Source organism: Pseudomonas sp. GP01-A4, from assembly GCF_058780865.1.
Map to the genome: position 1 here is coordinate 1 of NZ_JBYSWF010000040.1, position 13,245 is coordinate 13,245.

A 13,245-nucleotide genomic window follows, 5' to 3' on the forward strand; every position below is an offset into this window, starting at 1 on the left:
CTGCCTGTCCGAATGAGCGTGGAACAGGTGTCCGGATCAGCGTGGGCTGAGTGTCCGAATGGCGTGGAATCCGCACTCAAAGTGACTTTCTGGACGAGCACCCGAACTATAATATCGTCTGGCACAGGATGCTCGTCGAGAATCCTGGCACCAAGGTTGTTGTAGAAGACCTCATTGACTTATCTCGCGTGGGTAACTCGTTCACCAGAAAGGACATTTTTCAATATATAACGATTGGAATGAACAGTTCTAAAATGTATCGGGCCACGGCAAGGGACATTGAACTGCCAGATTTTCCTTTGCTGGATTACTTTGCAAACGTCGAGCAGGTTGGACAAGGCTATGCAGGGTTCGTCAGCGCCAAGCCTTTGGGTGTTTATCGTACAGGTATCGGTATTGCCTCCTCGGGAAACAAGACAAAAGTTTTGCTGGTGAAGTCGTTTGATTACTTTTTGGAAAAGTACAAAGGTAGTGCCGCAGATATATCGGTGTCTATCAGCTTCTTGTTTATTGCCGCACTGAAAAACAGGCGTTTTGAAGACTGTAAACTGTTTTTCCCAATATTCGTTCGCGCTTTTAGACTGACGACTATACCCAAAGTATGGCGTGCCAGTAAGATGCTTTCAATGCTCAGAATCCCCGATGCGGTCAAGAGTAAATGAGGTTTTTATGTCGTTAACCTATTTGATCCAGGACCTACGCTCAATCGCAGGTAGTGAGCGGGCGTCCAGAGTGCTCAAGAGCGTAGTGTTTGATCACACCGCTCATTTGACCATCATGTTGCGACTGGGCCAAAGCCTGTTAAAAATTCCCGTTATCGGGCGTGTATTGAGCTTTCTGGTTGAGTATTTTATTCGCATTGTCTTTGGTAGCGATATCTCTTGCAGGGCACAAATTGGCCCAGGTCTCTGCATCATGCACGGTCATGACATAGTGATAGGTGCCGATGTAGTAATGGGGTCGAACTGCAAGATTTTTAATGGTGTGACTTTTGGGAACCAGGACCTATCGAAAACCAGCAAGGGCAATCAACCGACACTGGCAAATAATGTGGTTATTTGTACGGGTGCAAAAGTCCTCGGGCCGATTTTTCTGGGTGACAATGTGGTTGTGGGTGCGAACAGCGTTGTTGTTAAAAGCTTTCCACAGGATACGGTTGTTGTAGGTGTTCCTGGCAAGGCGCTCGTGAGAACGTAACTTCAACTTCGGTGGCAGGGTGAGCAAGGTGCGGTCGTGTTTTTTGGTGTTGGTTGTTTTTTTCTACGTGTTCAATTTTACGCTCAGCTTTCTGGGCGTGCCCTCTGTCGCGCTTCTCATTCCTGGGGCTTTGCTTCTGATTCTTGCTGATCCGTTGCTCCGCGGTTTTGTTGGTTATGCATTTGTCACCTGCCGCTTTGCCATCGTGGCGCTGTTGCTCGCGGGTTCCTTGGGCGTGATGCTGAGTGTTCTCTGGGGTAACGCTGAGACAATATTTCTGGAGATTTTCATAAAGTTTATTGTCGTTCTGCTGTTGGCGCTGGTTATAACTTATTATGCGGTTGGCCGGCGTGCGAATTCAGATGATGCACTCTATGGCTTTCATCGATGCTTCGAGTTGATCTATTGGGCGACTGTTCTTCAGGCGTTTTTCATTATGCTGTCGTTCGTGGAGCCCTCTTTTAGGGATTTGTTATCCGCGTCGTTGGCTAACCGTGGAAATATTGAAGTTGATAGTGTTCTGCGCTTTCGCGGTATTCACGATAGCGGCGGTTTTAACCTCAGCGCTATTCTTGCGCTGGCCGCTGTATACGGTGTTTACTCAGTATATTCCCGGGCCAATAATGCGACCATTTGGCGATTTCTAAGCATCTCCGTGATTGCTCTTTCAATTACACTGGTTGCACGTACCGGTGTGGTCGTGTTCCTTCTTGGCGTGGGGCTTCTCGCGATTCGATGGCCTCTGAAGTCCCTCATCGTAGGGGTGGCTTTTAGCGCCTTTGCTGCGCTGGCAATTTTGTTATTTCAGTATTTTTTTCCGGAAAGGTTCGAATTTTTTTCAACCTACGTTTTTGATTATGCGTTCGAGATTTTCATCAACTATTCGAAAGGTCAGGGCCTCACCTCTGCCTCTACGGATGATCTGAAAAGTATGCTTTTCGTCCCGGATCTGTTGAATATTATTGCAGGTAGTGGCTCGTTTGATGATCAAAGTGGTGGCGTCGCGCGGTCTGACTCCGGTTATCTGAAAACGCTGCTTGCCAGTGGCATCGTGGGATTTGTGCTGGTTTACGCGTCTTATGGTTGGATGTTCTTGAAAATCTGGACAGGGATGCGGCGATTTGCCGATGTGGGCTATTTTGTTTTGGTACTGTTGTGCCTGATTTTAGTTTTGGAAGTAAAGGCTCCTGTGTTTTATCAGAATGACGTGTCTCGCTTGTTTATATTGATATTTTCAAGCGCGCTATTGCACCGGTTTTATAATCGCTATGCGAGCGTGAACCCGAGTGCTCATCTGGCTTGACTCAGGCGGGCGAGAACGGCCCGACCAGTAAATTAATTGCGAGCTTTCCTGATGTGTGGTTTTTCCGGATATTTTACGAACAAGAAGTTTTCTACCGATGAGTCTTCGCTGCTTGAGGCAATGGGCCGCTCAATCATCAACCGTGGCCCGGACGGCGGCGGTTATTGGTTTGATTCAGCCGCTGGTATAGGCCTGTCCCACAGGAGGCTGGCGATTGTCGACCTGACTGCTGCCGGCCACCAGCCAATGCATTCATCAAGTGGGCGCTTCGTAATTGCGTTCAATGGCGAGATCTACAACCATGGCGAACTGCGTGCTCTTCTTGAGGAGAGTGGGCTTTCGCCTACCTGGAACGGGCACTCAGACACAGAAACGCTGCTTGAGTGCTTTGAGCACTGGGGAATCGAAAAGACCCTGCAGGCAACGGTTGGGATGTTCGCCATCGCGCTGTGGGATACGCGGCAAAATGAACTGGTATTGGCTCGGGATCGTCTTGGGGAGAAGCCGCTTTATTGGGGGTGGCAGAATGACGTGCTGTTGTTCGGTTCTGAACTCAAGGCGCTCAAGATCCATCCCGCGTTTTGCGCTGATATCGACCGTGACGCCTTGGCCCTTTATCTGCGCCACAACTACATTCCCGCGCCCTACAGCATCTATCAAGGGATAGAGAAGCTGAAGCCGGGGCATTATGTAAGGATCGCGATAGACCAGCGCCGATCGGATGTAAAAGCGCTTCCTTTTTGGTCTTTCAATCGGGCGGTTGAGGCGGGGCTTGCGTCTCCGCTGCAATCTGATGCCAACGCCGTAGTTGATACGCTTGAAGCACAGCTTAGCGAAAGCATCGGCATGCAAATGCTCGCGGACGTGCCCCTGGGCGCGTTTCTAAGTGGTGGCGTGGACAGCAGTCTTGTGGTTGGCCTGATGCAGAAACAAAGCCCGCGACCGGTCAAGACGTTCACCATTGGCTTCAGTGAGGCAGGGTTCAATGAGGCTGAACATGCTCTGGCCGTATCCCGCCATTTAGGTACTGAACATACTGAGATCTATGTTCAATCCAAAGACGCGTTGGACGTTATCCCGGATCTACCGAACATCTACTGCGAACCCTTTGCCGATAGTTCACAGATCCCGACTTTCCTGGTCAGTCGCCTTGCGCGACAACAAGTCACCGTCACGTTAAGCGGTGATGCGGGAGATGAGCTGTTTGGCGGCTATAACCCTTACCAATTTGCCCCACGTATCTGGGGGAAGATCAGCCAGGTGCCGTTACCCCTGCGACGTTTTGCATCCGCAACGCTCAGGGCATTGCCGATAAAAGGCAAGGTCGAGAAGTTGGTGGATATTCTTGATACTCCGAGTCGGGAGGACTTTTATCGGCAACTTGTCAGTCACTGGAAAACACCTTCCAGTGTCGTTATCGGCGCGAAAGAGCCGATTACGGTGCTTGACACCGCTTCAGCGTGGCCCGCTACGCAGCGGTATGAAGAGTGGATGATGGCGATGGATGCACAGACCTATATGGCTGACGACATCCTGGTAAAGGTCGACCGTGCGGCGATGGCCAGCAGCCTGGAAACTCGCGTGCCAATGCTCGATCACCGGGTTGTTGAATTGGCCTGGCGCATACCGTTGGATATGAAGATTCGAGGTGGTGTTGGCAAGTGGGTATTGAGGGAAGTGCTTTATCGTCATGTTCCTCGCGAGTTAATCGAGCGACCGAAAAAGGGCTTTTCCATACCTATCGCGACGTGGTTGCGCGGGCCCCTGCGCGATTGGTCGGAAAGCTTGCTGGATGAAGGCCGGTTGCGCCGGGAGGGTTTCTTCCATCCTGCACCGATCCGCCGTGCCTGGGAACAACACCTCAGTGGTCGGGCTGATCATTCAAGCAAGTTATGGGGTGTCCTGATGTTCCAGGCGTGGTTGGAGGAGCAAGGCCGTTGAAAGTTACCCATATTATTGTCGGTCTGCATATCGGCGGCGCGGAGTTGATGCTGCTTCGGCTCTGTGAGTCATTCAACTCAAGCGGCGATGATGAACACAGTGTTATCTCATTGACGGATTTGGGTGAAGTGGGCGCTCGGCTGCGTGCCTGCGGGGTGACTGTTGACACGTTGGGTATGCGGGGGGCCTGGGATGTCATGCCAACGTTTGCAAAGTTGGTTCGCCATCTTCGGCTGAACAAGCCTGATATCGTTCAGACCTGGATGTATCACTCTGACTTGTTGGGTGGCTTGGCAGCGCGTTGGGTGGGGATCAGGGGCGTGATCTGGGGGGTCAGGACCACTGACGTCAGCCGAGGTGGCGCAAAGGCCACAATTATTGTTCGCAAACTGTGTGCCTGGCTGTCGGCGACTGTCCCCAGCGTTATCGTGTGCGCTGCCCAGGCGTCACGAAAGACGCATGTGGCTGCGGGTTATTCCCCGAGCAGAATGGCTGTCATTCCCAACGGGTTTGATCTTGAGCGTCTGGTTGCATCGCCGCAAGAGCGTGAGGCCATAAGGTCGGCGCAAGGAATAAGCGCAGATGACTTCGTTGTAGGAAGCTTGGGGCGTTTTAACGAAGTCAAGGATCACGCCAGTTTTGTCGAGGCTGCCGGGCTCGTCGCTCCCAGGTTCCCGCACGTCAAGTTCCTGATGGTGGGACGTGATGTCGATGAGGCGAATAGCGTATTGATGGCGCAGATTGCATCAACCGGATTCGCTGATCGATTTGTGTTGCTGGGTGAACGAAAAGATGTGCCCGCCTGCTTTAAGGCGATGGACATGTTTTGCCTGCATTCATTTACCGAAGGTTTTCCTAATGTGCTGGGCGAGGCGATGAGCCTGGCGTTGCCTTGTGTGACGACCGATGCAGGAGACGCGGCATTCCTGCTGGGTGAAAATGGGTTTGTCGTACCCGTACAGGATCCACTCGCGTTGGCTGAAGCGCTGGCGAAGATGATTGCAGCGTCTCCTGCCGAGCGATCAATGATGGGGCAGGGTGCCTATACACGTATCGTCGAAAATTTCACGATGAAATGTACCGAGCATAAATTCAAAGAAATCTATGACCGGCTTTACTTAAATCAGGACGTTCATTGATGTGTGGTTTCAGCGGAATTTTCCAGGCCCGTAATAGTGATCTGGCATCGATCATTACCCGGATGAACGATGCCCTCGTGCACCGTGGCCCCGATGATCGTGGTGTATGGGTTGACGAAAATGCAGGCCTCGCGCTCGGGCATCGACGGTTGGCAATTGTCGATCTGTCGGAGGCCGGTCATCAGCCGATGCATTCCAGTTGTGGGCGATTTTTAATCGTCTTCAACGGTGAGATCTATAACCATACCGAACTCAGGCAGAAGCTGGACAATGAAGGATTGTCGCCACCCGCATGGCGAGGCCATTCTGATACCGAAGTCCTGCTCGCAGGTCTTGCAGGCTGGGGTGTCGAAAAGACCTTGCAGGCATCGGTTGGTATGTTTGCCTTCGCGCTGTGGGACAGGCAAGAGCAGGTATTGACGCTTGCACGCGATCGGATGGGCGAGAAGCCTTTGTATTACGGTTGGCAGGAAGACACGCTGCTGCTGGGGTCTGAGCTCAAGGCTATCAAGGCTTTCCCGCAGTTCACTGGCGAAGTGGATCGCAACGCGTTGACGCTATTGCTTCGGCACAACTGCATTCCTGCGCCTTACAGCATTTATAAAGGCATCGCCAAGCTCGAGCCCGGCCACTACGTAACGCTTGCGCTGAAGAATCTGCCCGCTGCAAAGGCCGCAGTCCCACAGGCTTACTGGCGTCTCAACGACGCAGTAGCAAAAGGCATTGCCGACCCCTTCAAGGGCACTCCCGCCCAAGCGACGGATTTGCTGGAGACGCAACTGAGCTCAAGCATTGGTCAGCAAATGCTCGCAGATGTGCCTTTGGGTGCATTCCTGAGCGGCGGCGTGGATAGCAGCACTATCGTGGCCTTGATGCAGGCCCAGAGCGCCCAGCCAATCCGCACATTCACCATCGGCTTCGACGAAGGCGGCTATGACGAGGCTGTTCATGCCAAGGCGGTTTCCAAGCATCTTGGCACGCAACACACCGAGTTGTACGTGCGCCCGGACGATGCCCTGGCTGTTATCCCGCGTCTACCGTCGATGTATTGTGAGCCGTTCAGCGACAGTTCGCAGATTCCCACATTCCTTGTCAGCCAATTGGCCAGCCAACAGCTCAAGGTTGTGTTGAGTGGTGACGGCGGCGACGAGCTCTTCGGCGGTTATAACCGCTACCTCAGCGCCAAGAAAGTCTGGTCAAAAATGCAGCAACTGCCGCCGTTTGCCCGACAGGCGAGCGCCGGGCTTTTACGCTCACTTTCACCGTCCACCTGGGACAGCCTGTTCCGTCTCTCCAAACCTTTGCTGCCCAAGCGGCTTCATCTCAGCACGCCTGGGGAAAAGGCTCATAAATTGGCTAGCGTCCTGGCGCTTGCGGATGGGCATGAGTTCTACCTGCAGCTCAACAGTCATTGGACTGACCCTGCCAGTGTCGTGATCGGTGGCAAGGAACCCGAAACCATTTTCACTGACCCTTCGCGCTGGCCCCAGACCGATAGTTTCGAACACTGGATGATGGCGATGGACGCCCAGACCTATATGTCAGATGACATCATGGTGAAACTGGATCGCGCTGCGATGGCCGCAAGCATTGAGGGTCGGGTCCCTATGCTTGACCACAGGATTGTCGAACTGGCCTGGCGCATGCCTCTGGACCTGAAGATTCGTAACGGCCAGGGCAAATGGCTGTTGCGAGAAGTGCTTTATCGTCATGTTCCCAAGGAGTTGATCGAAAGGCCCAAGCAAGGTTTTGGTATCCCGCTTGGGGCGTGGCTACGCGGTCCTTTACGGGAGTGGGCAGAGTCTTTGTTGGATGAAGCGCGCTTGCGCCAGGAGGGATACTTCCACCCTGAACGCATCAGGCACATGTGGCAGGAACATCTTGAGGGCCGCGGAAACTGGCAGCCTCACTTGTGGACCATCCTCATGTTCCAGGCATGGTTGGAAGAGCAGGCATGAGTAAAGTACTTTTGTTTATCGTCAACGACCCGGGTTTTTTTCTTTCGCACCGGCTGGCAGTTGCCAAGGGCGCGCAGGCAGAGGGCTATAGGGTTCATGTGGCGTGCATGCCTGGTCCGGCTGTTGCGGCTATTGCCGCTGAAGGTTTCGAGTTTCACCCGTTGCCGCTTTCACGTAGCGGCCGTAACCCCTTGGCCGAACTGGGACTGATGTTCGCGATCTGGCGGCTGCTCTGGCAATTGAAGCCGGACGTCTTGCACCTGGTGACCATCAAGCCGGTTTTGTATGGTGGCGTTGCCGCTCGGCTGGCACCGGTCAAAGGTGTGGTTACCGCTATTTCCGGACTGGGCTTTGTATTTCTCTCCAAGGGACTCAAGGCCACTATCACGAGAAAGGTTGTCAGCACCTTTTATCGGTTGGCATTGGGCAAGCGTAATCTGCGCTCGATTTTTCAGAACCCCGATGATCGTGACCTGCTCTTGAGCATGGGTGGACTTACCCAATCCAAGGTCGTGATGATTCGTGGTTCAGGCGTCGACCTGTCTCGTTACACCGCGTTGCCAGAACCGGAAGGGACCCCAGTGGTGTGCCTGGCGGCTCGACTGCTGCTGGACAAGGGCGTTGTCGAGTTCGTTGAGGCGGCAAAAATATTGACCGCGCGCGGTGTTAACGCGCGCTTTCAGTTAATTGGTGACATTGATCCCGGTAACCCGGCGACAGTTACCACCTCACAGTTGCAGCAGTGGCGAGAGGAAGGGGTGATTGAGCTGCTCGGTTACCGCGACGACATCGCAAATGTGTTCGCTGCGGCGAATATTGTGACCCTTCCTTCCTATCGTGAAGGCTTGCCCAAGGTACTGGTCGAAGCCGCAGCGTGCGGCCGCGCAGTGGTCACCACCGATGTGCCAGGTTGCCGGGATGCGATTGATGCCGATGTAACAGGGTTTCTGGTACCTGTTCGTGATGCACAGGCCCTGGCGAATCAATTGCAGGTGTTGATTGAGGCTCCTGCCTTGCGTGCCCGGATGGGGGCGGCTGGCCGTGAACTGGCTTTACGCGCATTTGCGATCGAGAAGATCGTGCAGCAGCATTTGGATGTGTACAGAGAGTTGGAGCGCGCGCTTTGAATCAGCACAAAACTATCTTCGTCACTGGAGCCAGTGGCTTTGTGGGGGGAGCACTGGTCAACCGGTTGGCGTCTGCAGGGGACTGTCGGGTGTTGGCGCTGGTACGTCGCGAGGGTGTGACACTGCCTGCGTCTGCTTTACCTGTGCGGGTCGGTGCCGATTATCTTGCGGGTGAGTCGCTTGTTCTTGAAGGGGTTGATGTTCTGGTTCACTGCGCCGCGCGCGTTCATGTGATGTCAGACGCCTCCAGTGATCCGTTAACCGAGTATCGCAAGGTCAACGTCGAAGGCACGTTGAAGCTGGCGGAGCAGGCAGCTCAGGCGGGCGTCAGGCGTTTCATCTTTATCAGCTCGATCAAGGTCAACGGTGAGGGAACCCAAATGGGCGCCCCTTACACGGCAGATGACGTGCCGGCGCCGTGCGACCCCTATGGTGTTTCCAAAATGGAGGCCGAGCAGCAACTCTTGTCGCTGGCGCAAAGAAGCGGGATGGAAGTTGTTATTATTCGTCCCGTCCTGGTGTACGGCCCTGGGGTCAAGGCAAACTTTCGCAGCATGATGAATTGGCTCAACAAAGGAGCTGTACTGCCGTTGGGCGCTATTCGTAACCAGCGCAGCCTGGTCGCGCTGGACAACCTCGTTGACTTGATTGTGACGTGCCTGGATCACCCGGCGGCGGCCAATCAGACGTTTCTGGCCAGCGATGGTGATGACATGTCGACCACTGATTTGTTGAGACGCATGGGGATTGCCTTGGGTAAACCGGCCCGGTTGATCCCCGTACCGGCAGCCCTACTGCAATTGGGCGCGACCGTGCTAGGCCGCAAGGCTATTGGCCAGCGCCTGTGTGGTTCGTTGCAGGTTGATATTGGCAAGACTCGCCAATTGCTGGGCTGGAATCCTCCATTGACGGTGGCCAGCGCATTACGCAAGACGGCTGAAAGTTTTCAGGGAAGCTTGAAGTAAATAGTGGTGCCCTATGAGGGACCTTAATTGGAGCTGTAGATGAATCGTTTACTGTGGCTGGCGCCTGCTGTTGCAGCCCTTGCTCTTCTTCTGACCTGGTGCCTGCGCCGTTATGCGCTGGCCCGAAGTCTGATTGATGTTCCCAATGCGCGCAGTTCTCATACTGTTCCGACGCCTCGTGGAGGCGGAGTGGCGATAGTCTTGAGCTTCTTGATTGCGTTGCCAGTATTGTTTATCGGTGATGAGATAACACGCTCGGTTACATGGGCGTTGCTGGGGGCTGGTGCGGCTGTGGCGGTGCTTGGGTTTCTCGACGACCATGGCCATATCGCCGCGCGCTGGCGTTTGCTGGGGCACTTCAGTGCCGCGGCCTGGGCTCTTTTCTGGTTGGGCGGCTTGCCCGCAATAACGCTGCCCTGGGTGGTCCTCGACCTGATCTGGGCGGGGCACATCCTTGCCGCGTTTTATCTGGTGTGGATGCTCAATCTGTACAACTTCATGGATGGTATCGATGGCTTGGCCAGCGTCGAAGCGCTCTGTGCATGCCTTGGCGCCTGTCTGATTTATTGGTTGGTTGGTTATCAGGCGCTTATCTGGGCACCACTGTTATTAAGCATGGCGGTGCTGGGGTTTCTCTATTGGAACTTTCCACCGGCACGAATCTTCATGGGGGATGCCGGTAGCGGTTTTCTCGGTATCGTCCTGGGCGTGCTATCCCTGCAGGCCGCCTGGCAGAACGCCGACTTGCTGTGGGTATGGTTGATCCTGCTCGGTGTCTTTATCGTCGATGCGACGTTTACTCTGGTCCGCCGCCTGATGAGGGGCGACAAGGTTTACGAAGCCCATCGCAGTCATGGCTATCAGTTTGCATCGCGTAAAGTTGGAGGCCACTTGCCAGTAACGCTTGGGGTGCTTGCGATCAACGTGATCTGGCTGCTGCCGATCGCACTTTGCGTTGCATTACTGGGTCTAAACGGCGTGCTGGGCGTTGTAATAGCGTACATCCCGCTGGTGATGCTGGCAGTCAAGTACAAGGCGGGTGAGCTGGAAAGGGCCGCGTGATTGTGTTTTTAGAGTCATTTCAGCGGTGATTGACTGGCCTAAAGTGTTTAAATTCGCAGAGCAGCAGCCGTATCAGGAGCAACAGAGGTGTTTAAAGGGTTTATGAGCATAATTCGATCATATTTGTTGGGTCTCCCTCGCCGACAGAAGCGCATCCTGCAGGTTATTGCGGACATTCTTCTTGTTTGGCTCGCCCTGTGGATGGCGTTTGTCGTTCGATTGGGGGTGGACGATATGATCAACCCTGCGTCTGCGCATCGCTGGCTGTTTCTGAGTGCTCCGGTCGTCGCTATTCCGCTGTTCATCCGTTTTGGCATGTACCGTGCTGTCATGCGCTATTTTGGCAATGACGCGCTTATCGCGATTATCAAGGCCGTCAGCCTTTCATCGTTGATTCTGGGCGTGGTGGTCTATTGGTACAGCGATCATCAAAACGTGGTACCTCGTTCCATCATTTTCAACTATTGGTGGTTAAGCCTCATCATGGTTGGCGGCCTACGCCTTGCTATGCGTCAATATTTCCTTGGCGACTGGTTTGCCGCCGCCCAGCACGTACCGTTCACCAATCGCGAAGATGGCTTGCCGCGCGTCGCCATCTACGGCGCGGGCGCTGCAGGCAATCAGTTGGTCGCTGCCCTGCGTATGGGCCGGGTCATGCGGCCTGTAGCCTTCATTGATGATGATGACAGTATTTCTGACCGGGTAATTTCCGGACTTCAGGTGTACAAGCCACGGCACATTCAGCGCATGATCGATGCCACCGGAGCCCAGGAAATCCTGCTGGCGATACCGTCTTCCAACCGTGCCCGGCGTCGTGAAATCCTGGGCTACCTTGAAGGGTTTCCTCTGCATGTGCGCAGTGTTCCAGGATTTATGGACCTGGCCAGTGGCCGGGTCAAGGTCGACGATATTCAGGAAGTGGATATCGCGGACTTGCTGGGACGTGACGCGGTGCCTGCCCAGGGCGAACTGCTGGAGCATTGCATCAAGGGGCGCAGCGTTCTGGTAACGGGGGCCGGTGGTTCCATTGGTTCAGAGCTGTGTCGTCAGATCCTTGCTTTGCGACCGACCATACTGCTGTTGTTTGAACACAGCGAATTCAACCTCTACAGCATTTTGTCGGAGCTTGAACAACGGATTACCCGAGAGTCGCTGCCAGTAAGGCTGCTGCCCATCCTCGGCTCAGTGCGCAATCAGAGCAAATTGCTGGGTGTCATGAAAACCTGGGGCGTCGACACGGTTTATCACGCCGCCGCTTATAAGCATGTGCCCATGGTTGAGCACAATATTGCGGAAGGCGTGCTGAATAACGTTATTGGTACGCTTAACACGGCCCAAGCGGCATTGCAGTCGGGGGTAGCCAACTTCGTGTTGATCTCTACCGATAAGGCTGTACGGCCCACCAATGTGATGGGAAGCACCAAGCGTCTCGCCGAGTTGACCCTCCAGGCGCTCAGTCGTGAGTTGGCACCTGTGCTGTTCGGTGACAAATCGAATATCTCGCGGGTCAATAAAACCCGCTTCACGATGGTTCGCTTTGGCAATGTATTAGGCTCCTCCGGCTCGGTGATTCCGCTTTTTCACAAGCAGATCAAATCCGGTGGACCTCTCACGGTTACCCACCCGAAAATCACCCGGTACTTCATGACGATTCCCGAGGCCGCCCAATTGGTGATTCAGGCGGGCTCCATGGGCCTTGGCGGTGACGTGTTCGTGCTGGACATGGGTGAGCCGGTGAAGATTGTCGAGTTGGCCGAGAAGATGATTCACCTGTCTGGTCTGAGTGTCAGGTCGGATAAAAATCCTCATGGCGATATTGCAATCGAATTCTCTGGCCTGCGCCCGGGTGAGAAGCTTTACGAAGAGTTGCTGATTGGTGACAACGTAGTCGCCACGCAGCACCCGATGATCATGAGTGCCAATGAAGATTACCTGTCTTGGGATGTGTTGAAGGACAAGCTGGCAGAGTTGCTGGCAGCAGTAGAACAGGACGATTACACGCGTGTTCGCCAGCTTTTGCGCGAAACCGTCAGTGGCTACACGCCTGATGGCGAGATCGTCGACTGGATCTACCAACAGCGTCGTCTCGAGCCCTGACTCATACCCTGTAACTCACCTGTTTTTGACACCCTCCAAACATCACCTAAGTTTGAAAAGCAGCTTCGGAAAAGCTGCTTTTCTCTTACAGATGTCATGGAGCGTCACCTATGAATAAAACATGTTTCTCGTCCCTCATTTTCGCCTTCCTCTCCAGCATTTCACTGGCTACCACCGCAGCGCCGTCTACCAAGCCTGAAACGCCCACGCCGATAGCTGTGCAAATGACCAAGGCCGAGCAATCCAGCAAGGTCAGCCTCAACTCCGCCGACGCTGAAACCTTGCGCCGCGATCTGTTCGAAATCGGAGCAGCCAAAGCCAAGGCGATCATTGCCTATCGAGAAAGCAACGGGCCATTTACCGCAGTCGATGAGTTGTTGGAGGTGAAAGGGATCGGTAAAGCGCTGTTGGAGAAAAACCGCGATCGGCTGGAGCTCAATTAAGGAATAACGAAGT

The 13,245-nt window shown here is 54.1% G+C and carries 11 protein-coding genes; all 11 read left to right on the plus strand.

The window, feature by feature from the left end; all coding sequences use genetic code 11:
* Positions 1-50: 50 nt before the first annotated feature.
* The 11 genes from AC3WKX_RS21255 to AC3WKX_RS21305 all read left to right on the plus strand — a co-directional run bounded on the left by AC3WKX_RS21255 (position 51) and on the right by AC3WKX_RS21305 (position 13,232).
* Positions 51-662, plus strand: coding sequence for a hypothetical protein (locus AC3WKX_RS21255; RefSeq protein ID WP_256579800.1), 612 nt, complete (start codon positions 51-53; stop codon positions 660-662).
* A gap of 7 nt (positions 663-669) precedes the next feature.
* A complete protein-coding gene (locus AC3WKX_RS21260) occupies positions 670-1,197 on the plus strand; it encodes a serine O-acetyltransferase (RefSeq protein WP_003218783.1) in 528 nt (175 codons plus the stop codon).
* A 19-nt stretch (positions 1,198-1,216) separates the two neighbouring features.
* Positions 1,217-2,500: a hypothetical protein gene (locus AC3WKX_RS21265; RefSeq protein WP_173883060.1), complete on the plus strand. Its 1,284-nt coding sequence runs from the start codon at positions 1,217-1,219 to the stop codon at positions 2,498-2,500.
* 51 nt (positions 2,501-2,551) lie between these two features.
* Positions 2,552-4,441 carry an asparagine synthase (glutamine-hydrolyzing) gene (gene asnB / locus AC3WKX_RS21270; RefSeq protein ID WP_102605093.1) on the plus strand — a complete coding sequence of 630 codons (1,890 nt, stop codon included), beginning with the start codon at positions 2,552-2,554 and terminating at the stop codon, positions 4,439-4,441.
* Positions 4,438-5,580 (plus strand): glycosyltransferase family 4 protein, encoded by a 1,143-nt coding sequence (locus AC3WKX_RS21275; protein WP_102605092.1) that lies wholly within the window; start codon positions 4,438-4,440, stop codon positions 5,578-5,580. The genes asnB (AC3WKX_RS21270) and AC3WKX_RS21275 overlap by 4 nt, the downstream gene beginning before the upstream one ends.
* Positions 5,580-7,538 carry an asparagine synthase (glutamine-hydrolyzing) gene (gene asnB, locus AC3WKX_RS21280; RefSeq protein WP_003218773.1) on the plus strand — a complete coding sequence of 653 codons (1,959 nt, stop codon included), beginning with the start codon at positions 5,580-5,582 and terminating at the stop codon, positions 7,536-7,538. Before AC3WKX_RS21275 ends, asnB (AC3WKX_RS21280) begins: the two co-directional genes overlap by 1 nt.
* Entirely contained in the window at positions 7,535-8,665 is a 1,131-nt protein-coding gene (locus AC3WKX_RS21285; protein ID WP_102605091.1) for a glycosyltransferase family 4 protein, read from the plus strand. Before asnB (AC3WKX_RS21280) ends, AC3WKX_RS21285 begins: the two co-directional genes overlap by 4 nt.
* Positions 8,662-9,630: a UDP-glucose 4-epimerase family protein gene (locus tag AC3WKX_RS21290; protein ID WP_102605090.1), complete on the plus strand. Its 969-nt coding sequence runs from the start codon at positions 8,662-8,664 to the stop codon at positions 9,628-9,630. The genes AC3WKX_RS21285 and AC3WKX_RS21290 overlap by 4 nt, the downstream gene beginning before the upstream one ends.
* Positions 9,631-9,669: 39 nt before the next feature.
* Positions 9,670-10,692 carry an MraY family glycosyltransferase gene (locus AC3WKX_RS21295; protein ID WP_102605089.1) on the plus strand — a complete coding sequence of 341 codons (1,023 nt, stop codon included), beginning with the start codon at positions 9,670-9,672 and terminating at the stop codon, positions 10,690-10,692.
* A 102-nt stretch (positions 10,693-10,794) separates the two neighbouring features.
* Entirely contained in the window at positions 10,795-12,789 is a 1,995-nt protein-coding gene (locus AC3WKX_RS21300; protein WP_003218766.1) for a polysaccharide biosynthesis protein, read from the plus strand.
* A 110-nt stretch (positions 12,790-12,899) separates the two neighbouring features.
* Positions 12,900-13,232: a ComEA family DNA-binding protein gene (locus AC3WKX_RS21305; RefSeq protein WP_102605088.1), complete on the plus strand. Its 333-nt coding sequence runs from the start codon at positions 12,900-12,902 to the stop codon at positions 13,230-13,232.
* Positions 13,233-13,245: the final 13 nt, after the last annotated feature.

What these genes read in the sequence shown, in the direction of transcription:
- AC3WKX_RS21260 (WP_003218783.1), top strand. Translation starts at nt 670, where the DNA reads ATGTCGTTAACCTATTTGATCCAGGACCTACGCTCAATCGCAGGTAGT.
- asnB (WP_102605093.1), top strand. Translation starts at nt 2,552, where the DNA reads ATGTGTGGTTTTTCCGGATATTTTACGAACAAGAAGTTTTCTACCGAT.
- asnB (WP_003218773.1), top strand. Translation starts at nt 5,580, where the DNA reads ATGTGTGGTTTCAGCGGAATTTTCCAGGCCCGTAATAGTGATCTGGCA.
- AC3WKX_RS21285 (WP_102605091.1), top strand. Translation starts at nt 7,535, where the DNA reads ATGAGTAAAGTACTTTTGTTTATCGTCAACGACCCGGGTTTTTTTCTT.
- AC3WKX_RS21295 (WP_102605089.1), top strand. Translation starts at nt 9,670, where the DNA reads ATGAATCGTTTACTGTGGCTGGCGCCTGCTGTTGCAGCCCTTGCTCTT.
- AC3WKX_RS21300 (WP_003218766.1), top strand. Translation starts at nt 10,795, where the DNA reads ATGAGCATAATTCGATCATATTTGTTGGGTCTCCCTCGCCGACAGAAG.
- AC3WKX_RS21305 (WP_102605088.1), top strand. Translation starts at nt 12,900, where the DNA reads ATGAATAAAACATGTTTCTCGTCCCTCATTTTCGCCTTCCTCTCCAGC.